The 25,803-nt window shown below is 67.0% G+C and carries 19 protein-coding genes; 13 read left to right on the forward strand and 6 right to left on the reverse strand.

Features of this window, described 5'->3' with window-relative positions:
• Positions 1 to 167 precede the first annotated feature (167 nt).
• On the forward strand, positions 168 to 2,405 hold the full coding sequence (locus tag ABDB87_RS03150; protein ID WP_345924027.1) for a right-handed parallel beta-helix repeat-containing protein: 2,238 nt from the start codon (positions 168 to 170) through the stop codon (positions 2,403 to 2,405).
• A 66-nt stretch (positions 2,406 to 2,471) separates the two neighbouring features.
• Here the strand turns inward: ABDB87_RS03150 and ABDB87_RS03155 are convergent, their stop codons facing one another.
• The gene (locus tag ABDB87_RS03155) at positions 2,472 to 4,154 is read right to left on the reverse strand and encodes a histidine-type phosphatase (RefSeq protein ID WP_345924029.1); all 1,683 of its coding nucleotides are present in this window, start codon (positions 4,152 to 4,154) and stop codon (positions 2,472 to 2,474) included.
• Positions 4,155 to 4,276: 122 nt separating this feature from the next.
• Between ABDB87_RS03155 and ABDB87_RS03160 the strand changes: the two genes are divergently transcribed.
• Positions 4,277 to 4,600, forward strand: coding sequence for a hypothetical protein (locus tag ABDB87_RS03160; RefSeq protein ID WP_345924031.1), 324 nt, complete (start codon positions 4,277 to 4,279; stop codon positions 4,598 to 4,600).
• A gap of 4 nt (positions 4,601 to 4,604) precedes the next feature.
• Here ABDB87_RS03160 and ABDB87_RS03165 read toward each other — a convergent pair whose 3' ends face one another.
• Positions 4,605 to 6,095 (reverse strand): MFS transporter, encoded by a 1,491-nt coding sequence (locus ABDB87_RS03165; protein WP_345924032.1) that lies wholly within the window; start codon positions 6,093 to 6,095, stop codon positions 4,605 to 4,607.
• 86 nt (positions 6,096 to 6,181) lie between these two features.
• Between ABDB87_RS03165 and ABDB87_RS03170 the strand changes: the two genes are divergently transcribed.
• From ABDB87_RS03170 to ABDB87_RS03200, 7 genes are all read left to right on the forward strand, one after another.
• On the forward strand, positions 6,182 to 7,129 hold the full coding sequence (locus tag ABDB87_RS03170) for a LysR family transcriptional regulator (RefSeq protein WP_345924034.1): 948 nt from the start codon (positions 6,182 to 6,184) through the stop codon (positions 7,127 to 7,129).
• A 72-nt stretch (positions 7,130 to 7,201) separates the two neighbouring features.
• Positions 7,202 to 7,783, forward strand: coding sequence for a TetR/AcrR family transcriptional regulator (locus ABDB87_RS03175; protein ID WP_345924036.1), 582 nt, complete (start codon positions 7,202 to 7,204; stop codon positions 7,781 to 7,783).
• Positions 7,780 to 9,207 (forward strand): efflux transporter outer membrane subunit, encoded by a 1,428-nt coding sequence (locus ABDB87_RS03180; RefSeq protein ID WP_345924038.1) that lies wholly within the window; start codon positions 7,780 to 7,782, stop codon positions 9,205 to 9,207. Before ABDB87_RS03175 ends, ABDB87_RS03180 begins: the two co-directional genes overlap by 4 nt.
• An 11-nt stretch (positions 9,208 to 9,218) precedes the next feature.
• Complete coding sequence (locus ABDB87_RS03185) at positions 9,219 to 10,379, forward strand: efflux RND transporter periplasmic adaptor subunit (RefSeq protein ID WP_345924040.1); 1,161 nt, start codon at positions 9,219 to 9,221, stop codon at positions 10,377 to 10,379.
• Between the two features lie 10 nt (positions 10,380 to 10,389).
• Positions 10,390 to 13,482 (forward strand): efflux RND transporter permease subunit, encoded by a 3,093-nt coding sequence (locus tag ABDB87_RS03190; protein ID WP_345924042.1) that lies wholly within the window; start codon positions 10,390 to 10,392, stop codon positions 13,480 to 13,482.
• A 71-nt stretch (positions 13,483 to 13,553) separates the two neighbouring features.
• Positions 13,554 to 14,237 carry a glutathione S-transferase family protein gene (locus tag ABDB87_RS03195; protein WP_345924044.1) on the forward strand — a complete coding sequence of 228 codons (684 nt, stop codon included), beginning with the start codon at positions 13,554 to 13,556 and terminating at the stop codon, positions 14,235 to 14,237.
• A gap of 87 nt (positions 14,238 to 14,324) precedes the next feature.
• Positions 14,325 to 14,858: a hypothetical protein gene (locus ABDB87_RS03200; protein WP_345924046.1), complete on the forward strand. Its 534-nt coding sequence runs from the start codon at positions 14,325 to 14,327 to the stop codon at positions 14,856 to 14,858.
• Positions 14,859 to 14,958: 100 nt separating this feature from the next.
• Here the strand turns inward: ABDB87_RS03200 and ABDB87_RS03205 are convergent, their stop codons facing one another.
• Together ABDB87_RS03205 and ABDB87_RS03210 are read right to left on the reverse strand one after the other, a co-directional pair.
• Positions 14,959 to 15,585: a response regulator gene (locus ABDB87_RS03205; protein ID WP_345924048.1), complete on the reverse strand. Its 627-nt coding sequence runs from the start codon at positions 15,583 to 15,585 to the stop codon at positions 14,959 to 14,961.
• Between the two features lie 13 nt (positions 15,586 to 15,598).
• Positions 15,599 to 16,966 carry a cache domain-containing protein gene (locus tag ABDB87_RS03210; RefSeq protein ID WP_345924050.1) on the reverse strand — a complete coding sequence of 456 codons (1,368 nt, stop codon included), beginning with the start codon at positions 16,964 to 16,966 and terminating at the stop codon, positions 15,599 to 15,601.
• Positions 16,967 to 17,221: 255 nt separating this feature from the next.
• Between ABDB87_RS03210 and ABDB87_RS03215 the strand changes: the two genes are divergently transcribed.
• The 4 genes from ABDB87_RS03215 (at position 17,222) to ABDB87_RS03230 (ending at position 21,083) form a co-directional block, all read left to right on the forward strand.
• The gene (locus ABDB87_RS03215) at positions 17,222 to 19,288 is read left to right on the forward strand and encodes a carbon starvation CstA family protein (RefSeq protein ID WP_345924052.1); all 2,067 of its coding nucleotides are present in this window, start codon (positions 17,222 to 17,224) and stop codon (positions 19,286 to 19,288) included.
• Between the two features lie 111 nt (positions 19,289 to 19,399).
• On the forward strand, positions 19,400 to 19,594 hold the full coding sequence (locus ABDB87_RS03220) for a YbdD/YjiX family protein (protein WP_345924054.1): 195 nt from the start codon (positions 19,400 to 19,402) through the stop codon (positions 19,592 to 19,594).
• A gap of 85 nt (positions 19,595 to 19,679) precedes the next feature.
• Entirely contained in the window at positions 19,680 to 20,705 is a 1,026-nt protein-coding gene (locus ABDB87_RS03225; RefSeq protein ID WP_345924056.1) for a CobW family GTP-binding protein, read from the forward strand.
• Between the two features lie 204 nt (positions 20,706 to 20,909).
• Positions 20,910 to 21,083 carry a DUF3079 domain-containing protein gene (locus ABDB87_RS03230; protein WP_345924058.1) on the forward strand — a complete coding sequence of 58 codons (174 nt, stop codon included), beginning with the start codon at positions 20,910 to 20,912 and terminating at the stop codon, positions 21,081 to 21,083.
• 114 nt (positions 21,084 to 21,197) lie between these two features.
• Here the strand turns inward: ABDB87_RS03230 and ABDB87_RS03235 are convergent, their stop codons facing one another.
• Positions 21,198 to 22,667 (reverse strand): efflux transporter outer membrane subunit, encoded by a 1,470-nt coding sequence (locus ABDB87_RS03235; RefSeq protein ID WP_345924060.1) that lies wholly within the window; start codon positions 22,665 to 22,667, stop codon positions 21,198 to 21,200.
• Positions 22,664 to 25,795, reverse strand: a complete 3,132-nt coding sequence (locus ABDB87_RS03240; RefSeq protein ID WP_345924062.1) for an efflux RND transporter permease subunit — start codon at positions 25,793 to 25,795, stop codon at positions 22,664 to 22,666. Before ABDB87_RS03240 ends, ABDB87_RS03235 begins: the two co-directional genes overlap by 4 nt.
• Positions 25,796 to 25,803: the final 8 nt, after the last annotated feature.

The raw sequence follows: 25,803 nt of genomic DNA on the forward strand, positions 1-25,803 counted from the left end.
ACATCAGAAACATCAAACAATTATACGACGCAGCCGTTCGTCAGGCGAATGCATACCGATGCTCGGCAAATGTGCGTCGTCTCCACGGAACATCCACATTCGCTCGCTAGTGTTGTCCCGGTTCGTGACCGCGAACCCTCCCCCGAAAAACCTGGAGTCCGGAACACATGTCAAAGCAGCTCCCCCTCATCCTGCTTGCCAGCTCGCTCGCCGCCTGCGCGGGCGTCGGCAGCAGCGTCCAGCCCGACCAGGTCAGAAGCCCCTGCGACGCAGACACCCTGATGGACGGCAGCACCTGGTGCGCCATCGCCTTCGGTCAATCGACCGATCTGAACTACTCCTCCACCATCCTGCCGGCCAAGGTCGGCGTGAACAATGTGTGGCGCGAAGGCAGCGCAACGCCGCTGGGTCGCGAGGAATCGAGCGGGCCGGACGGCAGCTTCAGCATCGAGAGCCGCGGCGGCAAGATCGCCAACACGCATGACGGCCTGACCTTCTTCTACACCCGCCTGCCGACGAACCGGAATTTCGTGCTGGAAGCCGATGTGAAGGTGGAGCAGTTCGGCCCGGAGCTGCTCGTCAATGGCAAGCTCGCCACCACCAATGGCCAGGAAAGTGCCGGCCTGATGGTGCGCGACACGATCGGCGCACCGCGTCGCGAGCCGCTGCAGGCGGGCTACGAGGAATTCCCCGCCGCCTCCAACATGGTCGCCAACGCGATCATGCAGAACACCAAGAACAACGAAGGCCGCTTCCTGCTGCAGACCATTTATCGCGACGGCGTGAATCACCGCTGGGGGGATGCGGGCGCGATCATTCCGAAGGTGGATTTCATCGACGGCAGCGCCGGCCTGAAGACGCCGGACACCGTGCACATGTCGCTCGAGCGTACCAATGAGGGCTTCATCGTCGGCTATGCTGCAGCAGACGGCAGCAAGGCCCGCCGCATGAAGGTGGCCGGCGCGAACGCCAACATCGTCCAGAGCGTCGATGCCGGCAGCATGTATGTGGGGTTCTACGCCTCGCGCAACGCACGCATCACGGTCAGCAACATCCGCCTCACCCAGAGCGCCGCTCAGACCGTGGCCGCGCCGAAGTTCGTGGCGCCGGCCGAAGCCCTGCGCTTCGAGGTGGCCTCGCCGAGCCGTACCGCAGGCAACATCTATCGCCTGCAGGCCCGCGCAAGCCGTGACGGTGTCATTTCCGTGCTGCAGGACGGCCAGCCGGTCGCTACCAGCCAGCCCCTGAAGGCCGGCGAACTTTTCAGCCAGCCGATGCGCATCAATGCAGCCTCCAGCCGCTTCGACCTGAGCTTCAGCCAGGCGGATGGCAAGGAAACGAGCACCGGAACGCTGACCGTCAGCCGCGTGCGGGTGGCCGATCCGGCCAATGTGTATGCCTCGCCCAAAGGCTTTGCCAGCGGTGATGGCTCCAGCGCACGCCCGCTCGATCTCGCCAGCGCGCTCGAGAGCGTCGCCCCCGGCGGCACGCTGCACCTGCTGCCCGGCAGCTATGGCGCCACCACGATGGGCATCGCGCTCAGCGGCAGCCCGGATGCGCCCAAGCGCCTGGTCGCCGAAGGAGCCGCCGTCTTTACCGGCAAGTTCGCGATGGATGCCAGCTACTGGCACTTCAGCGGCATCGAGGTCTCCGGTGCGCAGTTCCGCGTCTCGGGCAGCCACAACGTGTTCGAACGCATGAACACGCACGGCAACATCGACACCGGTTTCCAGATCACCGCCCTCGGTGACGAGCGCGCGCTGTGGCCCAGCTACAACCAGGTGCTCAACAGCATCTCGCATGACAACCGCGACCCTTCGGCCATCAACGCCGACGGCTTCGCCGCCAAGCTGGGCGTAGGCCCGGGCAACCTCTTCCGCGGCTGCATCTCGTATGACAATGCGGACGACGGCTGGGATCTCTTCAACAAGATCGAGGACGGCCCGAACGAGCCGGTCACCATCGAGAGCAGCTACGCCTTCCGCAACGGCAACAACGGCTTCAAGCTCGGCGGAGAAGGTCAGCCGGTGGCGCATGTGATCCGCAACAGCGTGGCCTTCCACAACCAGCTGGACGGTTTCACCGACAACTTCAACCCGGGCGCGCTGACGGTCACCGGCAACACCGCCTTCGATAACGTGCGCTTCAACTACATCTTCCGCCCCAGCCCCTACGGTGGTCCGGAGACGCAGGGCAGCTTCAGCGACAATCTCTCGCTGCGCAGCGACTACACCGGCAAGTATGACGACGCCATTGTCGGTCGGATCGGTGACGGCAATGCCTTCATCACCGGCGGGCTTTCGTCGGCCTCCGCAGAGCAGTTCGTGTCGATCAGGGTGCCGGCACAGATCGGCCGCAAGGCTGATGGCTCGCCGGACGCCGGTGGCTTCCTGCAGCGTCGCTGAGTCAGGGCAAACGTCAAAAGCAAAGGGCCGCGGATGCGGCCCTTTCTTCATGCCCTGCGGCGCGGATCAGGACGGGTAATAACAAGCCTTGAGCTTCGCGAAGTCATAGAAATGTGCGCTGCTGCCGTAGCGCGCCGAGGCGCAGCTGGCGCGGAAATCGACTTCCTTCTCGTTGAACAGCATCTTCACGATCAGGGTGCCGGCGCTGTCGCGATATACATCCCACTGCACGTTGGTGGCCATCGGCGACACGGTTTCACCGCGCCAGGGGTTGTTGTCATAGCTGTAGGTCTGTGCCTTGGGCAACTGGGTGGCCGCGCCCTCGATGCCCATCGCGGTGATGAAGGGAATCAGGTTCTCGGCATGGCTGAAGCGCAGGCGCGCCGCACGCGTGGAGTCACCGGCGGCAATCGTGCTGACTTCGTCGAAGAAATCCTTCAGCAGGCCCTGCGCCATATTCCAGGTGAGATTGCCGTACTCGGTGGCCGACGGTCCCTTGTTGTAGAAGTCATCCACATCCTGCAGCCCGGCAAACACTTCGGCCTGGGCCAGCGGCATGTACTGACTGAAGTCGACCGGGGCCTCGTTGCGCATGCCCGGCGCGATGATGTAGAGCTCATAGATGAGTGCCGCCGCATCCACCGAGCTGGTGATCTTCGTCTTGCCGTCGCCGGTCAGGCTGTTGGTGAAGAGCCCGTCCGCGCTGGTGTAGCTGCGGGTGCTGTTGTTGGAGAAGCTGTAGGTGCCGGCATCGATCTTGTCGAGGAAAGCCGTCGTGAAGAGACGCTCCAGCACCGTGCGGGCCGCGGCCTTCACCGGCGCGCTGGCACGCACCGCCGCGATTTTCGCGGCGACTTCCATACCGTAGCCATTGGTGTCGGTGGCCGCGGCAAACTGCTGATAGGCGAGGCTGGCCTGCAGCACGGCGTAATTGATGCTGGCGGTGTCCGTCACGGCATCCTTGCTGCTGCTGAGCTTGTGGAAGTAGAGCTGGTAGCGGTTGACCACCGGGGTCGTCACGTTCGCGGCAATCGCCGGCAGCGTGCTGGCAAGCGAGCCGGAGAAGAAGGTCGAGCTGTCAACCGCGCGATCCTGGCCGGAATTCATGATTTCAATCTTGCGCGAACCGGCACCCGCGAAGAGCGCATTCATGCGCGAAGCGAGGCGGACAGCCAGCTGCTTGTGTTCGCTGACGCCGACCTGGGTCAGGTTGCCATAGCCGGGCGTGCTGATGCCGCTCACGCCGTAGCCCATCAGGAAGTTGGCCTTCATGATTTTCTCGACATCGGGGCCGAGCTGCTCGCCCAGTGCGGTCAGCGCGCCATCGGCCTTGGCACGGGTCCACATATTGAGCACCGCATCGTCATATTTCATGCTGGAGAGCCCGCGCGTGCCGTGGCGTGCAACGAGCTGCGTATAAACCGGAGTGAAGCCTGCCGGAGCGGCCTCGTAGCTGGAAACGGCCTGCTGCGGCTGATAGTTGGTCTTGGTGGCGTAATAGCCGGCACGCGTGCTGCTGCTCACGCTGGAAGCCGAGCTTACGGCACTCGAAGCAGTGCTCGACGCGGCACTGGACGATGCCGCCGCACTGCTCGCGGTGCTGCTGGCTGCGCTGCTCGCGGCGCGGCTGGAGGCACTGCTGGATGCAGCATCGCTGCCGCTGTCGGAGGATCCGCCACCGCAGGCGGCGAGCAATGCAGCGAGGAGCGCAGGCAGGACGTGCTGCGCGCGAAGGATGGGCGTTGTCATGATCTGGTAGTGACTCGGGACGAAAACCCGGCACTATGACCTGCAGATATTTCAGGGATCTGACGATGCCGCGCGCGGACGCGGAAACTGTCACAAGGTGATTCATCGTCTTGTCGCATCCGATGAGGCTTGTCACCCTGCGAGCCATGCGCTGGACCACCTCGACCCGGATCTTTCTCGTGATGCTCGTGGCACTCGCCATCGTGGCGGTGCGCATGCTCGCGCGCGAATGCAGCGGCTACGCCTGCGTGGCGCATGCCATCGCCTGGATCCTGTGGTTCGCGTTCTACCTGCCGGTGCTGGCGCTGGGCCATCTGTGCCGGCCACGGCTGCCGGCAGAAAGCCACCTTCAGCGACCGCTGCGCCTCGGCCTGCTCACCTGCTGGCTGATGCCGCCGCTGCTGGCGGCGTTCTGGCTGCTGGAAGCCACCCGCTGGGTCGGCTGAGCCTTCACTGCAGGCGCTTCTGCATCAGCACCAGCGGAATCCCCGCCAGGCACAGCAGGGCCAGCATGCCCAGCAGGCTGTTGCCCACCAGCACGGTGACCTGGCGATCGATCAGTGCGGAGAGCTGTGCCAGCCCGGCCAGATCGTGCGAAAAGGGACTCGCCAGAAAACGCGGATCCAGCGGATTCACCCGCTCGACCAGCACCGTGCGGTACTGCGCGCCGAACTGCTGCCAACTCTGGCTCGCCATGCCCGCAGCAAAGGTATTGGCAAGCTGGCGCACAATGTTCTTCAGCGCATAAGCGTGCGCAAAATCCTCGTGCGGCACATCACGATAGGTCAGACCGGCGATCTGGATCACGCCCAGCACCGGGAACAGGCCCTTGAGCGCCATCGGCCCGAGGAGCTGAAGCCAGGGCGTGTCACTGGTCAGCGTGAAACGCATCCACAGCAGCGCCAGCGCCGCCACGGCAAAGCCCGCCGCAATGACCCGGCGCCGGTCGCCCAGATGCGGCGCCAGCCTGAAGTACAGCGGCATTAGCAGCACCGTCGTGCCGCCGGCAAAGGAGAGCAGCAGGCCGGTGGTCTCCAGCGGCAGCCCGGCACCGGCCTCGAAGAGGCGCGGATAGATGAAGGATGTGGCGCCGTTGATGAGGTAGTAGAGCCCGTAGAAACCGAGGCCGACCAGATAGCGCCGACCATTGATGACACGGGTGTCGAGCAGCGGATCATGATGACCGTGCAGACGCCAGCCCGCGAAGGCCAGACAGGCCGCCGCCGCGCCGAAATGCGCCAGCTGCCGTGCATCCAGCCGCATCAGTTCGAGGTCTTCCATGCCGTGCAGCAGAAGCAGTCCGCCCAGGCCGAAGGCCAGCACCATGAACCAGTCGAGCTCGCCCAGGGAGCGTGGCGTGTGGCGCTCGCTCTTCACGGTGCCGAGCAGTATCAGCAGCACCACGGCGGCGAAGCCCGCCTGCAGCACGAACACCGACTGCCAGCCCCAGGCCTGCACCAGTACGGTGGTCAGCCAGGACATCGGCGCGGTCGCCGCCAGCAGGCCGACCATATAGCCCTTGAGCTGAGTCGGCCGCGCCTGGGCCGGCACCGCGAGCTGCAGATAGACGCGCGACATCGTGAACAGGCCGCCGCCGCCAATCCCCTGCAGGACCCGGGCCGCGAGCACGCTGGCAAGCCCTTCGCTCAGCGCGGCCCACAGCGCACCGGTCACGAAGAGCGCTAGGCCTGCGGCCATCAGGTCGCGGTAATGCCAGCGCCGGGCGAGTCGCTCGATCAGCGGCAGGGTGAGCATGCCGGTCGCGGCATAGGCGGTGAGCAGCCAGATGAAGTCGGTCGGCGTGGCGTCCAGCCCGCCGCGGATTTCGGCACTGGCCATGATCACGCTGAGCGAGGAGACGAAGTCCGCCGCCGTCACCAGCCCCATCACATGGCCGAGCGCACGCGGCACGGCATGGGCTGGCAGGGCTTGATGGGACATGGCGGAACATCCTCCGGCTGAACTGGCCTCCATCTTACGTGCCACCAAGGCTTACAATAAACCACCAGAAACAAACACTTTGTTCCATGGAAGAAACAATTCCGCTGGACGATCTCGCGCTTTTCCTCGCCGTGGCCGAGGCCGGCAACATGACCCGCGTGGCGGACCGCCGAGGCCTGCCCAAATCCACCGTCAGCCGCACCGTCCGCCGGCTAGAGGAACGCATGGGGGTGCGCCTGTTCGAGCGCAGCACCCGCCACCTGCGCCTCACCGACGAAGGCGCCCATCTGGTCGAGCAGACCCGGCCCCTGGTCGAGCGCCTGCATGAAACCCTGGCGCACACGCAGAGCCGGGGCGAGACACCGGCCGGCCTGCTGCGCATCGCCGCGCCCTACGAATTCGGCCTGCTGCGCCTGGGCGAAGTCGTGACCGCGCTGCTTGCGCAGCATGCGGCACTGGAAATCGACATCGATCTTTCCTCGCGCGCGCCGGACCCGCGCGCCGAGCATTTCGACATCGTGTTCCGCATGCACACCGGCGAGCTGCCCGATTCCGACCAGGTGGCGCGGCGCGTCTATGCCATGCCGCGCGGGCTCTATGCCGCGCCCGAACTGCTCGCCCGCGCCGGTGGCACGCCCGCCAGCCTGGCCGAGCTCGCAGCCCTGCCCTGCCTCAACAGCCCGGAAGAGCCGGTCTGGCGCCTGCGTGACGCGGAAGGCGTGCTGCATGAATTCCAGCCGGTCTCCCGCCTGCGCGCACCCAATGTCGGCATCCGCCTGCAAGGTGTGGTGGCCGGGCTGGGTGTGGGCCTGCTCTCCAGCAACTACTGCCGCGAAGCCCTTGAAGCCGGCCAGATCGTGCCCATCCTGACGGACCTCACGCCGGAGCCCGCGCTGATGTATGCGCTGCTGCCTTCGCGCCGGCTGATGCCACCGAAGGTGCGGGTCTTTCTCGAAGCCCTCGACGCACGCCTCGCCCTGCCTCCCGGCCCCTTGCCCGCCGCCCATCGGCCCGGCCGCCGGCACGGCAACTGACCCCCGCCCCCCGCTTGCCGGCCGCAATCTGCGCGGGATATTATTGATTGATTACTCAATTAATAAAGAGCCATGGCCCGCCCCCGCAGTGAAGACAAGCCGCGCGCGCTGCTCGACGCCGCCACCCAAGCCATCGCCGGCCAGGGTCTGGGCGCCTCGACGGCCTCCATCGCGAAACTCGCCGGCGTCGCCGAAGGCACGCTCTTCCACTACTTCACCAGCAAGGACCTGCTCCTGCAGGCGCTCTTCGTGCATCTGCTCGACACGCTGCGCGAGGCGCTGGCCGCCGGCCACGGCCCGCAGGATCCGCCCGAGCTGCGCACCCGCCGCACCTGGGACAACTACATCGACTGGGGCCTCGCGCATCCGGCCGCGCACTCGGCAATCAACCAGCTGGCGGCCTCCGGCAAGCTGCCAACCGAGCTGCTGGAAGCTGCCAGCCGGCTCGGCGCGGAGGTCGGCTGTCCGCCGGTACGGCTGGAATTCGATGACATGAACGAGACGGAAGCAGACTGTTATGCCGAATGGGTCATGAACGCCATCGCCAACGCCACCGTGAGCTTCGCCGCAGCCAACCCCGCACTGGCCGCAGCCAGCAAACGGGCGGGCTACCGCTTTCTGGCTCGGGCCATTCACTGCAAGGACCCGGCATGACCCGCAGCATCCTCCCGCGCCACGTCGCCCTCGCCGCCCTGATGCTGAGCGGGCTGGCCGCCTGTGCCAACCTCCAGCCGGCCGGCCTGCCGCACGCCACCCCGCCGGCAAGCTGGTCGGCACCGCTGCCGGAGGCCGACCGCACGGTCGAGCTCGAGCGCTGGTGGGCGTCTGGCAGCGAACCCGAACTCGCCAGCCTGATCGAAGACGCGCAGCGCGTGAGCCCCAGCGTGGCGGCCGCCCAGGCCCGCATCGCCCAGGCTCGCGCGCAGCAGACACAGGCCCGCGCCGCCCTGCTGCCGCAGGTGTCAGCCGTGGCCTCCGGCAGCCGCACCTCGTCGCCGCTCTACACGCCACCGCTGACCCAGGCCCAGGCCGGTCTGCAGATGAACTGGGAGCTGAGCCTCGCCAGCCTGCGCGGCGCAGACCGCATCGAAGCGCGCGCCGGACTGGAAAGCGCGGAGGCGAAATGGCATGACGCCCGCATTCTGGTGGCGGCCGAAGTGGCCGGCCTCTATCACGAGGCGCGCAGCTGCCGCACACAGCTCAGGCTGATCCGGGACGACGCCGCCTCGCGCGCCGAAACCGAGCGCCTGACCCGCCTGAGCCTGGAAGCCGGCATGAGCGCAGCCCCGGCGCTCGCCACCGCGCGCAGCCAGCTCGCCGAGACCCGCAGCCGGCTGTTGCAGCAGGAAGCCGCCTGCGAAGCCGACATCAAGGGCCTGGTCGCCCTCAGCGGCCGTGATGAAAGCGCGCTGCGCGCCACCCTCGAGCCGGCGCTCGCCCGCGAGGGCCAGCCGCAGCCCTTCGCGATTTCAGCCCTGCCCGCCCGCACGCTCGCTCAGCGGCCGGATGTGCGGATCGCCGAGCGCGAGGTGCTGCAGGCGCAGGCCCGCGTCATGCAGGCGGAATCGGCGCGTCTGCCCCGCCTGAGCCTGGAAGGCTTCATCGGGCGCGGTCACTATGTCAGCGGCGGCGTTTCGAGCGAAGGCCGCACCTGGACCTTCGGACCGCTCGCGCTCTCGCTGCCGCTCTTCGATGGTGGCCGGCTCGCCGCGCAACAGGCCGCCGCCGAAGCCGATCTGGACGCCAGCCTCGCGGCCTGGCGGGCCAGCGTTCGCCAGGCTGTGCGCGAAGTGGAAGAAGCCCTGCTGCAACTGCAGGCCAGCGAACAGCGCTGGCAGGAAAGCCGCAAGGCCTCGGAGCAGGCGCATGTGCTGCTCGAATCCAACGGGCGCCTGCTGCAGCAAGGCATGCTGAGCCAGCTCGATTTCGAAGAAATCCAGCGCCAGGCGCGCGCGGCCGAGCTCAACGCCTCCGCGCTCGATCTGGAACGCCAGCGCGCCTGGATCACGCTCTATCGCGCCATGGGCGGTGGCTTCCAACCGCTCGCCAGCCCCTCCGAAACAAACCCTGCAGCCTGAACGGAATCCCCATGAAGTCCCGTCTCCGCGCGCTCGCCGCCAAATTTCCGCTGTCGCCTCGCCAGGCCGCCCTGGCCAGCCTCGCCCTGCTCGCCGCCCTCGCGGCCACCCTGCCCCTCTTCGCGCAGGCCGACGCCAGCGCCGCCGGCAAGGCGGCCCCGCGCCCCGCGCTGAGCGTGCACCTGATCTCTGCCAGCACCGAATCCCTGCCACGCAGCCTGAGCGCCAACGGCACGGTTGCCGCCTGGCAGGAAGCGGTGATCGGCAGCGAAGCGGCCGGCCTGCGGGTGGCCGAACTCCTCGCCAGCGTCGGCGACCGTGTCCGCAAGGGTCAGGTGCTGGCCAGCTTCACGCGCGACACGGTGGAAGCCGATCTGCGCCTGGCCGACGCCAGCCTGCGTGAAGCGCATGCCTCGGCGCAGGAGGCGAGGGCCGATGGCGAGCGCGCACGCCGCCTGCAGGGCACCGGCGCGCTGAGCGAGCAGCAGGTGCAGCAACTCCTCACCCGCGAGCAGACCGCGCTGGCACGGGTCGACTCGGCCCAGGCCCAGCTCGACGCGCAAAAGCTGCGTCTGGCGCAGGCCACATTGCGCGCACCGGATGACGGCATCATTTCATCCCGCAGCGCCACGACCGGTTCGGTGCCCGCACAGGGTGCCGAGATGTTTCGCCTGATCCGCCAGGGCCGCATCGAATGGCGCGGCGAATTCAGTGCCGAAGAGCTGGAGCAGCTGCGCCCCGGCCAGACCGTGCGCATCCAGTCGGCCTCGGGCAATGTCTGGCTGGGCAAGCTGCGCCAGACCTCCCCGACCGTGGATGCCTCCAGCCGGCGCGGCGTCGCCTGGGTCGACATCCTTTCGCCCGAGAAGCGCGATGCGGCGCCGATCCGGCCCGGCAGCTACCTGCGCGGCGAAATCGTGCTGGGCGAGCAGACCGCGCTGGTGGTACCGCAGTCCGCCATCGTCGCGCGTGACGGCTATCACCTCGTCTGCGTCGTGAGCAATGACATGCGGGTATCGCTGCGGCGTGTGAAGCTGGGACGTCTGGTGGGCGACCGCCAGCAGCTGCTCGATGGCCTCAAGCCGGGCGAACGCGTGGTGGCCAGTGGCGGCGCCTTCCTGAGCGAGGGTGACACGGTGCAGCTGGCTGACAGCGCCGCGCCCGCACGCTGAGGGACGCACGATGAATCTCTCGACCTGGTCGATCCGCAACCCGATTCCCTCGGTGATGCTCTTCATCCTGCTGAGTCTCGCAGGCCTGCATGCCTTCCATGCGCTGAAGGTGCAGAACCTGCCCGACATGGATCTGCCCACTGTCACCGTCTCGGCATCCTTGCCCGGCGCGGCCCCGGCCCAGCTCGAATCCGAGGTGGCGCGCAAGCTGGAAAACGCCATCGCGCCGGTTCAGGGGCTCAAGAATCTCTACACCAGGGTGCAGGACGGCGTGGTCAGCGTCACCGCCGAGTTCCGGCTCGAAAAACCGGTGCAGGAAGCCGTGGACGATGTGCGCTCGGCCGTACAGGGCGTGCGCTCCGACCTGCCGGCTGACCTGCGTGATCCGATCATCAGCAAGCTGAACATCACCGGCGGCCCGGTGCTGGCCTACACGCTGCATTCCAATCGCATGGATGACGGCGAACTCTCCTGGTATGTCGACAACACGCTCTCGCGCCGCCTGATGGGGGTGAAGGGCGTGGGCGCAGTCAATCGGGTGGGCGGGCTCAGCCGCGAAGTGAAGGTCGAACTCGATCCGGTGAAGCTCGAAGCCATCGGCGCCAGTGCGGCCGAGGTATCGCGCCAGCTGCGCGAGGTACAGACCGAGGCCACCGGCGGCTCGACCGAACTGGGCGACAACAAGCAGCCGATCCGCCTGACCGCACGCGTGCCGGACGTGGGCCGGCTGGCACGGCTGGAGCTCTCGCTGCCCGGCGGCCAGCGCTTCCGGCTCGACGAAGTCGCCACCCTGCAGGACAGCTTTGCCGAACCCGCCTCGCAGGCACTGCTCAACGGCAAGCCGGTGATCGGCTTCGAGATCTCGCGCAGCCGCGGCGCCGGCGAAGTGGAAGTGGGCCGCAATGTGAAAGCCGCGCTCGACCAGCTGCGCGCCGAGCGCCCCGACCTGGAAATCACCGAGGCCTTCAACTTCGTCGACACCGCCGAGGAAGAGTTCGAAGCCTCCATGCATCTGCTCTACGAGGGCGCCCTGCTCGCAGTGCTGGTGGTCTGGCTCTTCCTGCGCAACCTGCGAGCGACGCTGATTTCGGCGGTGGCCCTGCCGCTCTCCATCCTGCCGGCTTTTCTCGGCATGCACCTGATGGACTTTTCCCTCAACGGCATCACGCTGCTGGCGCTCTCGCTGGTGATCGGCGTGCTGGTCGATGACGCCATCGTGGAGGTGGAGAACATCGAGCGCCACCTGGCCATGGGCAAGACGCCACTGCAGGCGGCCATCGAAGCGGCCTCGGAAATCGGCCTAGCCGTGGTGGCCACCACCTTCACGCTGATCGCCGTCTTCCTGCCCACCGCCTTCATGGATGGCATCGCCGGCAAGTTCTTCAAGCAGTTCGGCTGGACCGCCTCGATCGCCGTCTTCACCTCGCTGATGGTGGCACGCCTGCTGACCCCGATGATGGCGGCATACATGATGAAGCCGCATGCGAAGCCGGCGGCCGAGCCTTTCTGGATGCGCGCCTATCTGCGCCTGAGCCACCTCACCCTGCACCACCGCTGGCTCACCCTGATCGCGGCAGGCGGTTTCTTCATCGGTTCGCTGATGCTGATCCCGCTGCTGCCGCAGGGCTTCGTGCCGCCGGACGACAACTCGCAGACCCAGGTGATGCTCGAGCTGCCGCCCGGCAGCACGCTGCCGCAAACGCGCGCGGCGGCCGAGGACGCCCGCCAGCGCCTGAGCCGCGTGCGCCACGTGCGCAGCGTCTACACCACCATCGGCGGCGGCTCGGTGGGCGGAGACATCATGGCGGCCGCCAACTCGCAGAACGTGCACACCGCAACCCTCACCGTGCTGCTCGATCCGCGCGCCGAGCGCCCGGTGAAGCAGACCGTCGAGGCCGACATCCGCCAGGCCATGAGCGGGCTCGCCGGCGTGCGCAGCAAGGTAGGCCTTGGCGGCTCGGGCGAGAAGTACCAGCTGGTGCTCACCGGAGACAATCCGCAGGCGCTGGCCGAAGCTGCAGACGCCGTACAGAAGGATCTGCGCACGATTCCCGGCCTGGGCAACATCGCATCCACCGCCAGCCTGGTCCGCAATGAAGTCATCCTTCGGCCGGACTTCGCACGTGCCGCCGAACTGGGCGTGACCGCCGCCGCGATCGCCGAGACCCTGCGCGTGACGACCGTGGGCGACTACGACCAGCTGCTCTCCAAACTGGATCTGGAGCAGCGCCAGATCCCGATCGTGGTCACGCTGAAGGAATCGGTGCGCAAGGATCTCGAACAGCTCGGCCGCCTGATGGTGCCGGGCAGCCGCGGCCCGGTGATGCTGAGCCAGGTGGTATCCATCGATCAGGGCGGCGGGCCGGCTCGCATCGACCGCGTCAACCGCGCCCGCAGCGTGACCATCGAAGTGGAGCTCTCCGGCATTCCGCTGGGCAAGGTCACCGAGGCGGTGGCGCAGCTGCCTTCGATCAAGGCCCTGCCGCCCGGCGTGCGCCAGCTCACTCAGGGCGATGAAGAGATGATGGAAGAGCTCTTCTCCGGCTTCGGTCTGGCCATGCTCACCGGCATCCTCGCGATCTACATCGTGCTGGTGCTGCTGTTCAAGGATTTCCTGCAGCCGGTCACCATCCTCGCCGCCCTGCCGCTCTCGCTCGGCGGCGCCTTCGTTGCCCTGCTGCTCGCCGGCAAGAGCTTCTCGCTCTCGTCCCTGATCGGCCTGATCATGCTGATGGGCATCGCCACCAAGAATTCCATCCTGCTGGTGGAATACGCAATCGAGGCGCGCCGCGGCCATCCCGGCCCGGACGGCGTGCCGACCACCGCGCCGCTGAACCGCTTCGACGCGCTCATCGATGCCGGCCACAAGCGCGCCCGCCCGGTCATCATGACCACCCTCGCGATGGGCGCGGGCATGCTGCCGATCGCGCTCGGCATGGGCAACGCCGACCCGAGCTTCCGCAGCCCGATGGCGGTGACCGTGATCGGCGGCCTGATCACCTCCACCCTGCTGAGCCTGCTGGTAATCCCGGCGGTCTTCACCATGGTGGACGACCTGGCCGCCCTCGGCCGGCGGATGCTTTCACGCCCCGCGAAGCACTGAGGCCGGGCGAACCGGATGCCGGCAGGGCTGATATCCTGCCGGCATTCCCGCCCCACTCACAGGAGCCCCGCATGCTGATCGTCCATCACCTCGAAAAATCCCGTTCCCACCGCATCCTCTGGCTGCTCGAAGAGCTGGGCCTGCCTTACGAAATGGTCGAGCACAAGCGCGATCCGGCCACCCGGCTCGCGCCCGCTTCGCTGAAAAAGATCCATCCGCTGGGCAAGGCGCCGGTCGTGGATGACGGCGGCCTGGTACTGGCCGAATCCGCCGCGATCCTGGAATACATCGCCGAAATCTACGGCGCACAGGCACCTGCCGAACTCGCCGGGCTCGAACCCGCGCGCGGCACCGAAGCCCACCGCCTGTGCCGCTTCTGGCTGCATTACGCCGAAGGTTCGCTGATGAACTGGCTGGTCATGAAGCTGGTGTTCAGCACCATCCCGCGTCAGCCCATGCCCTTCTTCGTGAAGCCGATTGCGCGCGGTCTGTGCGACAAGGTCATCACGAAACTGATCGCACCCAACCTCGAAACGGCCACGAAGTTCATCGACGCCCACCTCGCCACGCACACCTGGTTTGCGGGGGACGCGATCAGCCTCGCCGACTTCCAGATGAGCTTCGCGCTCGAAGCCCTCTTCTCGCGCAGCGCGGCCGCCAGCCAGGCTCCGCACATCACCGCCTGGCTCGAACGCGTGCGCGCCCGCCCGGCCTGGCAGCGCGCGGTGGAAAAAGGCGGCCCGGTGCTGGGCTGAAGCGCGGAAGCAGGCCGGCACAGATCGTTACAGCGCGCGGCGGGCCGACCGCGCAGACTGGGCGGATCGACATCGCTCCGCTGTGCCATGCCCTGCCAACAGAAAGTCCTCAGGCCCCACCTCCTGCATGGCCTGCTGTGCCTCGCGCTCGCAAGCCTGCCGGCACTCGCTCGGGCCGGCGACGCCGACAACATCCTCGCCTGCGCACAGGCTGCGCATGACTACGCCGGGCTGACGCTGGACCCGCATGAAGCCAGCTACCGTGGCCGCATCCTGGCTTTCAGCGAGGCGAACTGGCCGGCGCAGGAAGTGGCCTGCGAAGTGAAGCTGGGCCTGGTCTACAACCTGCGGGTGGGCGCTCACCATGCGGTGCGTGAGAGCTATGCCGGGGATGAAGCCTGGCAGCTGGCCGGGCAGCTCGACAGCGCGACCGACGAAGCCATCGGCCTGCTGCGGGCACGCATCGAACTGCTGAAGAAAGCACGGGACGACGCGCAGTCATCACTGCGCGCGCCGGGCCGCGAGCTCGGCGCCATCCAGCGCCGCTGGCAACGCGAGCGGGACCGTGCGCTGGCCGCCACTCCGGCTCCGGCCCACACGCCTGCCCGCAGCGAAATCTGAGCGATGGCACAAGCGGACGGCAGTTCAGCCACGCTCCATGAAATGCCATTCGCATTGCAGCATGATCATGAGGCAAAGCTTCGCACCGGCCATCAGCCGCCTACATCCCCGCCCATTTGCGCTCGACCGCGAACTTCACCAGCGCCGAGGGCCCTTCGAGTTCGCATTTGCGCTTGATGTTGAGCCGGTGGGTCTCGACGGTACGCACCGAGAGGCTCAGGCGGGAGGCGATTTCCTTGCTGGAGAGGCCTTCGGCGATCAGCGCCAGCACTTCCTTTTCACGCAGCGTCAGCAAGGGCGCGGGCACAGCGCCGGCGGCGAGCGCATCGGCCACGCCGGCCGAGTAGTAGCGCTTGCCAGCCATCACGGCATTGACCGCGGCAACGATTTCCTGCGCCGGGCTGTCTTTCAGCACATAGCCTCGCGCGCCCTGGCGGAAGGCTTCGATCACGTATTGCGGCTGGTCATGCATGGTCAGCATGATGACCTGCACCTGCGGATGACAATCATGAACGCGCCGCACCAGCTCGATGCCGCTGGTGCCACGCATGGCGATGTCCATCAGCACCACATCGGGCGCTGCCCGGCCCAGCAGGGCCAGCGCTTCTTCGCCCTCGCCCGCCTCGGCCACGACCTCGAAACCCGGCACGGTGGAGAGGCGGACGCGCAGCCCGTCGCGCACCAGCGGATGGTCATCAACAAGCATCAGGCGGACGGTCTGGCTCATCTCGGGAGGATCCTCAGTTCTTCAGGCTGCTCGCGGGCAGCACGATCTCGATGCGGGTGCCCGCACCCGGGCTGCTGATCAGGTTGAACATGCCGCCCAGGGTTTCGACCCGCTCGCGCATGCTGGTGAGCCCGAGGCCGCCGCGCGGCTGCAGGGCGAGCAGCTCGGGCGCGAAGCCACGGCCATTGTCGGCGATCAGGAGGCGCAACAGATGGGGCCGGTTCATCAGGCTGATCGTAACCGCAGTCGAGCCGGCATGGCGCTCGATGTTGGTCAGCGCCTCCTGCACCACGCGGAACAGGGCGGTGGCGACCGGGCCCGGCAGGTCCGGGCTGGGGTCGGCCTTGAGCTCCACCCGCTGCCCGCTGCGCTGGCCGAACTCGTTCAGCGTCTGCGCAATCGCGGCCTGCAGGCCGAGGTCATCGAGCGCGGTGGGGCGCAGATCGTGGGAGATCTTGCGCACTTCGCGCAGCACATCGTTGAGCCGCGTCACGCCCTTGCCGGTCAGCTCGGAAGCTTCGCCGGCGCCCTCGCCGACGAGGCGCGAGACGCGTTCCTGCACCGATTCGAAAATGAACTTCACCGACACCAGGAGCTGGCTCACGCCGTCGTGCAGGTCGCGCGCCACGCGAGCGCGCTCGGTTTCCTGCGAGAGCACCACCTGATGTGCGAGCGCCCGCATGCGCGCCTCGGCGCTGCGCTGGGTGGAGAGGTTCAGCGCGAAACCGCACAGCGCCACGATCAGCGTGGCCGCGCCGGCGATCACCACGATCAGGGTCATGGTGGAGGAAATCGCCCGGCTCGCGGCTTCATCAAGCCGGGTACGGGCGTCGGCGATGTCGTCGAGATAGATGCCGGTGCCGATCATCCAGCCCCACACCGGCTCGGTGGTGACATAGCCCAGCTTGCGCTCGGTACGGCCGGTGGAGGGGCGGTTCCACATGAATTCGACATAGCCGCCGCCCTGGCGCGCCTGCTCGACGAGATGCTGGATGGTGGGCGCCCCGGTGGCGTCGCGCATGTCCCAGAGGTCCTGCCCCACCAGCTGCGGCAGGCGCGGATGCATCAGGTTGCGGCCCTGCATGTCATACACGAAGAAGTAGCCGTCGTCGCCGAAATCGAGCTGCTGCAGGATGCGCAGCGCGCGGTCGCGGGCGAGTTTCTGGTCCGGCTCGTCATGCAGGTATTCGATGGCGCCAAGCGCGAGATCCACATAGTGGCGGATCTCGGCCTTGCGCGAGCCTTCGAGCACCGGCAGCACGGCTGCCGTTTCGGCGTCGGCGAGCGCACGCGCCTCGATCCGCACCACCGCCGCGATGGCGGCAATGGCGAGCAGAAGCGGCGCGACGGCGAGCAGGAGGACCTTCAAACGGAGCAGCATGCCGCCATGCTAGCGAGGGCTGCCGGCAGGAGCCATCAGGCTTTTCCGCGGCGACACCGTGCCATGCCGCACTGCCACTCATGGTTAGTCCTTATGTAATCGTACGGAGTCGCGCTGCGTAGTGACGCTGATGTGCGAGCGGGTGACGTTCTCCATACTTCGGAGCAGTCCGGCAGCGTCCGGCAAGCAAGGGCCGCGAGGCCCGTCCGAAAACCCTTTGCGATCGCCCCCGGGCGACGACAACGGAGGAGACACATGAATCGCATCCTGCCTCATCTGGGCTGGGCGGCTGTCGGCGTGCTCGGCGCCATCTGCCTCGCCTACGTGGCCCTGAGCCGCGGCGAAACCATCAACGCCCTCTGGGTGGTGACGGCCGCTGTCGGCATCTATCTCGCGGCCTACCGCTTCTACGGCCTCTATATCGCCAACACCGTGCTCGGCGTGGATCCTTCACGCATGACGCCGGCGATGCGCCACAACGACGGCCTCGACTATGTGCCGACCGACAAGAACGTGCTCTTCGGTCACCACTTCGCCGCCATCGCAGGTGCCGGCCCGCTGGTGGGCCCGGTGCTGGCCGCACAGATGGGCTACCTGCCCGGTCTGCTCTGGATCGTGGCCGGCGTGGTGCTGGCCGGCGCGGTGCAGGACTTCATGGTGCTCTTCGTCTCGACCCGCCGTGACGGCCGCTCGCTGGGCGACCTCATCAAGAGCGAGCTGGGCACCCTGCCCGGCATGATCGCGCTCTTCGGCGCCTTCCTGATCATGGTGATCATTCTCGCCGTGCTGGCGATGATCGTCGTGAAAGCGCTGGCCGAATCGCCCTGGGGCACCTTCACGGTGGCCGCCACGATTCCCATCGCGATCTTCATGGGCGTGTACATGCGCTACATCCGCCCGGGCCGCATCGGCGAGATCTCGGTGGTGGGCTTCATCCTGCTGATCGCCGCGATCCTGCTCGGCGGCCAGGTGGCAGCCGACCCGTACTGGGGCCCGGCCTTCACCTTCACCGGCACCCAGCTCACCTGGATGCTGATCGGCTACGGCTTCATCGCCGCCTCGCTGCCGGTATGGCTGCTGCTCGCCCCGCGCGACTACCTCTCCACCTTCCTCAAGATCGGCACCATCCTCGGCCTGGCCGTCGGCATCGTCGTGGTCGCCCCCACGATGCACATGCCGCACGTCACCCAGTTCGTCGACGGCAGCGGCCCGGTCTGGTCGGGCAACCTCTTCCCCTTCCTCTTCATCACGATTGCCTGCGGTGCGGTCTCCGGCTTCCATGCCCTGATCGCCTCGGGCACCACGCCCAAGCTGCTCGACAACGAGCGCCACGCCGCCTTCATCGGCTACGGCGGCATGCTGATGGAATCCTTCGTCGCGATCATGGCGCTGGTCGCCGCCTCGGTGATCGACCCGGGCGTGTATTTCGCGATGAACAGCCCGGCCGCGGTGATCGGCAAGGAAGCGGTCGAAGTCGCGGCCAAGGTCTCGCAATGGGGCTTCGTGATCACGCCTGACGTGCTGGTCCAGACCGCGAAAGACGTGGGCGAGCACACCATCATCTCGCGTGCCGGTGGCGCCCCGACGCTGGCGGTCGGCATGGCCCACATCATCTCCGGCGTGGTCGGCGGCAAGGCGATGATGGCCTTCTGGTATCACTTCGCGATCCTGTTCGAAGCGCTCTTCATCCTGACCGCGGTGGATGCGGGCACCCGTGCCGGCCGCTTCATGCTGCAGGATCTGCTCGGCGCCTTCGTGCCGGCCTTCAAGCGCACCGACCGCCTGATCCCGAACATGATCGGCACCGGCCTCTGCGTGGCCGCCTGGGGCTACATCCTGTATCAGGGCGTGGTCGACCCGCTCGGCGGCATCAACACGCTGTGGCCGCTCTTCGGCGTGGCCAACCAGATGCTGGCAGCCTGTGCGCTGATCCTCTGCACGGTGGTGCTGTTCAAGATGAAGCGCGAGCGCCATGTCTGGGTCACCATCGTGCCCACGGTATGGCTGCTGGCCTGCACGCTGACCGCCGGCTGGCAGAAGATCTTCGACGCCAGCCCGAAGATCGGTTTCCTGGCCAACGCGGCCCGCTTCAGCGCAGCGGCTGACCGCGGCGAGATCCTCGCCCCGGCCAAGAGCGTGGCGCAGATGCAGCAGGTGATCTTCAACCAGTATCTGGACGCCACTCTGTGCGGTCTCTTCATGCTGGTCGTCATCTCGATCGCCGTGTTCGGCATCCGCGCCTGCTTCAAGGCCTATGCCACCAATCACCCGACCGCCAACGAAACGCCTTACGAGGCGCACGGCGGCAAGGTCACCGTCTGAGTTGTCTCCCATTGCCGCCGGAGGTGCCCCCGCGCCTCCGGCCGGCTTTTTCCGCCCTGCCCCTGCCTTTCGCGGAGGCAGACCGGAACAAGCCCCTGAAAGGACCGCACCGTGTTCAACGATCTGGCCCGACTCGGCAAATATCTCGGCGACACCGCCCGCCTGATGGTGGGCCTGCCCGACTATGACGCCTACGTGCAGCACACCCGCCTCAAGCATCCGGACAAGACCCCGATGAGCTACGAGGAGTTCTTCCGCGAACGCCAGGAAGCCCGCTTCGGCGGCGCCCAGGGCAAATGCTGCTGAACACGGAACGGGGCACGGAAGACCAAGGTCGGAGTCAAACCGAGCCCCACCTCAGCACTCAGCACTAAGCACCCAGCACCCAAACATGATGATCCCCGTCACCCTGCTCACCGGATTCCTCGGCGCTGGCAAGACCACCCTGCTGAATCGCCTGATGGCGGCTCACCCCGATCAGCGCTTTGCCATCATCGAAAACGAGTTCGGCGCGGCCGGCATCGACGGCAGCCTGATCTCACCCGGCGCCACGCAGATCATCGAGCTATCGAACGGCTGCATCTGCTGCAGCGTGCGTGGCGAACTGGCCACGGCCCTCACCGACCTGCTCGCACAGCGTGAAGCCGGCAGCCTCGCGTTCGACCGCTTGGTCATCGAGACCACCGGCCTCGCCGACCCCGGCCCGGTCATCCAGACCTTCTTCTGGGAAGAGCGCCTGCGCGAGGCCTTCCAGCTTGACGCGGTCATCACCTTGGTCGACGTCTGCCACATCACCGGCCAGCTCGACCGCGAAGCCGTGGCCGGCGCACAGGTCGCCTATGCCGACTGGATCATCATCACCAAGACCGATCTCGCCGGACTGCACTCGGTGCCCGAGCGCCTAGCCACCATCAACGCGCGCGCACCGCTGATCGACGTGCGCGAGCTGGACGCACACTGGCCCGCGCTGCTCGCCACCGGCGGCTTCTCGCTCGGCGAAAAGGGCCTGCTGCCGGAACAGGGGCTGCGCGTGGCGCGCGCGGCAAACGAACGCCGCAACGCCTTCGGCCAGAAGATGCCGCGACGGTCCTGGGACGACGCCATCGGCAGCCTGCTGCTCGAAGCCGACGCAGCGCTCGACCTCGACGCCGTCTCCGCCTTCGTAGACCGGCTCATCGCCGAACACGCCAACGATCTGTTGCGCTACAAGGGCATCCTCGCGATCGCCGGCGAACCGCGCCGCCTGGTCTTCCAGGGCGTACACCGCCTGGCCGGCTTCGACTACGGCCGTCCCTGGGGCGAGCATGAATCGCAGCGCAGCCGCATCGTGCTGATCGGTCGCGACCTGCCGGAAGATGCCCTGCGCGCGAGCTTCGCCGCCTGCTGCGAAGGCATGAGCCTCGCGAGCGGCCACTGAGCGCTGCGCCGCCTGCGGGCATCTGACCACACGGTCCACTTTCCGTTTGTGCCGGCCGCCCTGCCTGTCGTCGCGGCATCCGCACGCCGGGCGGGAATCCATCGCCGAATGGGCAATCCTTGATCCATGATCAGGCGGCTGTCACACAACAGGACGATCATGACAGCCAGCAGCCCATGAAGTGGCTGCAAGCTGGAGCCCCGCATGGCAAAGAAATTCCCCACACATCCGAAGCACCCCGAACGCATCTGCTGGGGTTGCGACAAATACTGCGCCGCCAACGACATGGCCTGCGGCAACGGTTCCGAACGCACGGCTCACCCGGTCGAATGGTTCGGCGACGACTGGATCGAATGGTCACGCGGCGAACAGGAATGAGCGCCCGCACAGCCTGAACTTCGCCGCGCACCGGGTGCCCACTGAAACAGCAAGGCCCGTTCCGGATCTGGCTTCACGCCAGCCGGAACGGGCCTTTTTCGTTTGTGCTGCGCGTCAGGCGTCTTGCCTGCCGGCAGACCCAGCCTCCCTGCGCGCACCACCGCCCAGCACCTTGTAGAGCGTGATGCGGTTGGTCTGCTCGGCGAGCCGCAGCGTGGTGAGCGTCTGCTGGGCGGTGAAGAGCGTGCGTTGCGCATCGAGCACATCCAGCGCGCTGCCGCTGCCCTGGGCCTGCAGGGCCTGGGCGTAGCCGAGGCTCTTTTCGAGTGCGGCCACCTGGGCGCGTTGCGCCTCGATCTGCTGGGTGATGTGACGGCGCACGGCCAGCGCATTGGCAACTTCGGAGAAGGCGGTCTGGATCGTTTTCTCGTAGGTCGCGATGTCGGCGGTCTGTTGCGCCTTCTTCGCGTCCAGGGTGGCGCGGTTGCTGCCGCCGTCGAAGATCGGCAGGCTGATCGAGGGCGCGAAGCTCCAGGCGCCGCTGCCGCTGGCAAAGAGATCGCCCAGGCTGCGGCTGGTGCTGCCGCCCGCGGCGGTGAGCGTGATGGTGGGGAAGAAAGCGGCCCGCGCGGCGCCGATGTTGGCGTTATCCGCCCGCAGCGTGTGCTCGGCCACCAGCACATCGGGGCGCTGCAGCAGAAGTTCGGACGACAGCCCCTCGGGCACGTCGAGCAGCTGGGCGGCGCGGGTCTCGTCGCCGATCAGCCCTTGCGGCGGCAGGAGGCGCTCGGGCAAGGGCGCGCCGAGCAGCAGCTCGAGCGCATTGCGATCCTGCTCTACGGTGCTGCTGTAGCTTGCGACGCTGGCGCGTGCGGCTTCGCGACTGGCCTGGGCGGCCGCCAGCGTGGGGCCGGACGAGCCGCCGAGCGCATGCGCACGCTGCACGGTGTCGAGCGTGCGCTCGCGGCTGGCGAGAGTGTCCTGCGCGAGCTTGAGCTGCTGCTGGTCCGCGGCCAGGGTGAGCCAGGAGGATGCGACGCTGGAGATCAGCGTGAGCTGCACGCTGCGCTGCGTGGCCTCGGTGCCGAGGTAGCTCTGCAGCGCGGCCTCGCTGAGGTTGGCCACGCGACCGAAGAAGTCGAGCTCATAGGCGCTGACACCCAGTTGCGCCTTCCAGCTGCTGCTGGTGCTGGCCACCCCGCTGCTGCTGGCTGTGCGCGAGGTGTGTTCGCGGGTTTCGCTGCCGGTGGCCTTGAGCGCGGGCAGTTCGTCGGCACGCTCCACGCGCCAGGTGGCGCGGGCCTTGTCCACATTGGCGACCGCCACCCGCAGATCACGGTTGTTGTCGAGCGCAAGCCGGATCACCGCCTTGAGGCGCTCATCGGCGATCAGGGCTTCCCAGCCGGTATCGGCCACCGGACCGGCGCCCAGCCCCGCACTGCCCTGCACCGGAGACGCAGCCAGCGTGGCCGGCACCGGCAGGGCCGGACGCTCGTAGCGCGGCGCGAGGTTCATGCATGCGCCCAGCATCAGGCAGCTGGCGAGCGCGAGGGGGCGAAGGGTGAATTTGAATGACTTCATCATGCTTGCTCCACGGCGGCAGTGGCCGCCTTGCGCTTGGCCGAGAGGCTGCGCACGATCACATAGAAGAGGGGAACGAAGAACACGCCGAGCAGCGTTGCGGAGATCATGCCGCCCAGCACGCCGACGCCGATTGCGCGGCGGCTCATCGAGCCGGCGCCCGTGGACAATGCCAGCGGCAGCACACCGAACATGAAGGCGAGCGAGGTCATGATGATCGGCCGCAGGCGCAGGCGCACCGCCTCCAGCGTGGCTTCGATCAGCGCCTTGCCCTGTTCCTCCAGCGTCTTGGCGAACTCGACGATCAGGATCGCGTTCTTCGCCGAAAGGCCGACGGTGGTGAGCAGCCCGACCTGGAAGTAGACGTCGTTGTTCTGCCCCGCCATCCAGGTGCCGAGCACTGCGCCCAGCACGCCCAGCGGCACGACCAGCACGACCGAGAAGGGCACCGACCAGCTTTCATAGAGCGCCGCCAGACACAGGAACACGAAGAGCACCGACACCGCATACAGCATCGGCGCCTGCTGGCCGGAGAGCCGCTCCTGGTAGGAAGAGCCCGTCCATTCATAGCTGATGCCGGTCGGCAGCTGGCTGATGATGCGCTCGACTTCGGCCATCGCCGTACCCGAGCTCACGCCGCGGGCGGGCTCGCCCACCAGCTCGTAGGCCGAGAGACCGTTGTAGCGCACAAGCTGCGGCGAGCCGTATTTCCACCTGGCGCTGGCGAAGGCAGAGAAAGGCACCATGTCACTGTTGGCGTTGCGCACATACCAGTTCTTGAAGCTTTCGGGCGACATGCGGAACTGCGCGTCCCCCTGGATGTAGACCTTCTTCACCCGGCCGCCGTAGATGAAATCGTTCACATACTTGCCGCCCATCGCGTATGACATCGTGCTGTTGATGTCGCTCGCCGATACCCTCAGCGCAGCCGCCTTGGCGTCATCAATCGTGATCTCCAGCTGAGGCGTGTCATCCAGGTTGTTGGTGCGCACCTGGGAGAGCAGCGGGCTCTGGCGGGCCAAACGCAGGAACTGGTCGCGCGCCGCCGTCAGCGCGTCATGGCCGACGCCGCCGAGATCCTGCAGCTGCACGTCGAAGCCGGAGTTGGAGCCCAGGCCGCGCACGGCCGGCGGCTGCATCACGAAAACCGTAGCGTCCCGCAGCTGTGCGGAGAGCTCCTTCGAGAAGCGATGCACCAGACTGGTCGCATCCTGTCCCTCGCCCTTGCGCTCGCTCCAGTCCTTGAGCGTGATGAAGGCGCGCGCCGAGGCCTGGTCGCCATCGGTGCCCGACACCGTCATCACCGCCAGCACATCCTGCTGTTTCGCGAGATAGGTCTCGAAGGTCTTCATCGACTTGAGCAGGCGCTCATTGGTGGAGCCGGCGGGCAGCTTGATCTGCGCCATCAGTGCGCCCTGGTCTTCCGTGGGCAGGAAGGAGGTGGGCAGATGCGCGAAGATCAGCGCCGCCGCGACGAACAGGGCGGCATACACGCCCATGCCCGCTGCACGCCGGCCGAGCAGGCCCCGCACTCCGTCACGCGTGCCTTCGGTGCCGCGCTGGAAGAGGCTGTTGAAACGGCGGAAGAAACGCCCCAGCGGTCCGCGCGGGCTCACATGCCCGCCCTGGGCGATCGGTGCGAGCAGGCTGGCGCAGAGCGCAGGAGTGAGCGTGAGGGCCACCAGCACCGAGAGCGCCATGGCCGACACGATGGTGATCGTGAATTGGCGGTAGATGATGCCGGTGGCTCCGCCAAAGAATGCCATCGGGATGAACACGGCAGACAGCACCAGGGCGATGCCGATCAGTGCGCCGGTGATCTGGCCCATCGACTTGCGCGTGGCTTCGCGTGGCGACAGGCCTTCGTCGCTCATGATGCGCTCCACGTTCTCGACCACCACGATCGCGTCATCCACCAGAAGGCCGATGGCCAGCACCAGACCGAACATGGTCAGCGTGTTGATGGAGTAGCCGAACACCGCGAGGATGCCGAAAGTCCCCAGCAGCACCACCGGCACGGCAACCGCCGGAATCAGCGTGGCGCGCAGGTTCTGCATGAAGAGATACATCACCAGCACCACCAGGATCAGCGCCTCGATCAGGGTGTAGACCACTTCCTCGATCGAGACCTGCACGAAGGGCGTGGTGTCATAGGCCACCACGGCCTTCATGTGGTTCGGGAAGTAGGGCTCCAACTCCTTGAGCTTGGCGCGGACAGCCTCGGCCACTTTCAGCGCATTCGCGCCGGAAGCCAGCGAGATGCCCAGACCGGCTGAGGACGCACCGTTGTAGCGGGTGCTGATGGTGTAGCTCTCGCGGCCGATTTCCAGACGCGCCACATCGGAAAGATGCACGGCCGAGCCATCGGCCGCGGACTTGATGATCACCTTCTCGAACTGGTCGATGGATTTCAGCTTGCTGCGCGCGGTGATCGTGGCGTTCAGGCTCTGGCCCGCGGCCGCCGGCAAGGCGCCGACCTGACCGGCCGACACCTCGGTGTTCTGCGCGGTGAGTGCGCTGGAGATGTCGGAAGGCATCAGCGCGTACTTCTGCATCTTCGCCGGATCCAGCCAGATGCGCATGGCATAGCCGGAGCCATAGGCCTGCGCATCGCCCACGCCATCGATGCGGCTGATGGTGTCCTTGAGGCTGTTGGCGATGTAGTTGGCGATGTCGGTGGCGGTCACCGCCTCGTCGTCCGAGATCAGATTCACCACCATCATCGTATCGGTACTGGCCTTGGCCACCGTCACGCCCTGATCCTGCACCGACTCCGGCAGCTGGCTCAGCACCTGCTGCAGCTTGTTCTGCACCTGCATCTGAGCCACGTCGGGGTTGGTGCCGGCGTCGAAGGTGAGCTCGACGCGGGCCGAGCCGTCGGACTGGCTCTTCGAAGTCATCCAGGTCAGGTGATCCAGCCCGGTCATCTGCTGCTCGATGACCTGGATCACCGAGTTCTCGATGGTGTCGGCCGAGGCACCGCTGTAGGTGGCGCGGATGGTGACCTTGGTCGGCGCAATGTCGGGATACTGCTCGAGCGACAGGTCGCGGATCGCGGCCGCACCGGCGAGCATGATGACGATGGCGATGACCCAGGCAAAAATGGGGCGGTCAATGAAGAAACGTGCCATGGCTGCGT

Origin of the sequence: Uliginosibacterium paludis (assembly GCF_039631355.1) — a bacterium.
Taxonomy (GTDB): Bacteria; Pseudomonadota; Gammaproteobacteria; order Burkholderiales; family Rhodocyclaceae; genus Uliginosibacterium; species Uliginosibacterium paludis.

What these genes read in the sequence shown, in the direction of transcription:
- ABDB87_RS03210 (WP_345924050.1), bottom strand. Translation starts at nt 16,966, where the DNA reads ATGCTGCTCCGTTTGAAGGTCCTCCTGCTCGCCGTCGCGCCGCTTCTG.
- ABDB87_RS03160 (WP_345924031.1), top strand. Translation starts at nt 4,277, where the DNA reads ATGAGGCTTGTCACCCTGCGAGCCATGCGCTGGACCACCTCGACCCGG.
- ABDB87_RS03200 (WP_345924046.1), top strand. Translation starts at nt 14,325, where the DNA reads ATGCCCTGCCAACAGAAAGTCCTCAGGCCCCACCTCCTGCATGGCCTG.
- ABDB87_RS03205 (WP_345924048.1), bottom strand. Translation starts at nt 15,585, where the DNA reads ATGAGCCAGACCGTCCGCCTGATGCTTGTTGATGACCATCCGCTGGTG.
- ABDB87_RS03165 (WP_345924032.1), bottom strand. Translation starts at nt 6,095, where the DNA reads ATGTCCCATCAAGCCCTGCCAGCCCATGCCGTGCCGCGTGCGCTCGGC.
- ABDB87_RS03230 (WP_345924058.1), top strand. Translation starts at nt 20,910, where the DNA reads ATGGCAAAGAAATTCCCCACACATCCGAAGCACCCCGAACGCATCTGC.
- ABDB87_RS03175 (WP_345924036.1), top strand. Translation starts at nt 7,202, where the DNA reads ATGGCCCGCCCCCGCAGTGAAGACAAGCCGCGCGCGCTGCTCGACGCC.
- ABDB87_RS03190 (WP_345924042.1), top strand. Translation starts at nt 10,390, where the DNA reads ATGAATCTCTCGACCTGGTCGATCCGCAACCCGATTCCCTCGGTGATG.
- ABDB87_RS03185 (WP_345924040.1), top strand. Translation starts at nt 9,219, where the DNA reads ATGAAGTCCCGTCTCCGCGCGCTCGCCGCCAAATTTCCGCTGTCGCCT.
- ABDB87_RS03215 (WP_345924052.1), top strand. Translation starts at nt 17,222, where the DNA reads ATGAATCGCATCCTGCCTCATCTGGGCTGGGCGGCTGTCGGCGTGCTC.
- ABDB87_RS03235 (WP_345924060.1), bottom strand. Translation starts at nt 22,667, where the DNA reads ATGATGAAGTCATTCAAATTCACCCTTCGCCCCCTCGCGCTCGCCAGC.
- ABDB87_RS03225 (WP_345924056.1), top strand. Translation starts at nt 19,680, where the DNA reads ATGATGATCCCCGTCACCCTGCTCACCGGATTCCTCGGCGCTGGCAAG.
- ABDB87_RS03150 (WP_345924027.1), top strand. Translation starts at nt 168, where the DNA reads ATGTCAAAGCAGCTCCCCCTCATCCTGCTTGCCAGCTCGCTCGCCGCC.
- ABDB87_RS03195 (WP_345924044.1), top strand. Translation starts at nt 13,554, where the DNA reads ATGCTGATCGTCCATCACCTCGAAAAATCCCGTTCCCACCGCATCCTC.
- ABDB87_RS03155 (WP_345924029.1), bottom strand. Translation starts at nt 4,154, where the DNA reads ATGACAACGCCCATCCTTCGCGCGCAGCACGTCCTGCCTGCGCTCCTC.
- ABDB87_RS03170 (WP_345924034.1), top strand. Translation starts at nt 6,182, where the DNA reads ATGGAAGAAACAATTCCGCTGGACGATCTCGCGCTTTTCCTCGCCGTG.
- ABDB87_RS03240 (WP_345924062.1), bottom strand. Translation starts at nt 25,795, where the DNA reads ATGGCACGTTTCTTCATTGACCGCCCCATTTTTGCCTGGGTCATCGCC.
- ABDB87_RS03180 (WP_345924038.1), top strand. Translation starts at nt 7,780, where the DNA reads ATGACCCGCAGCATCCTCCCGCGCCACGTCGCCCTCGCCGCCCTGATG.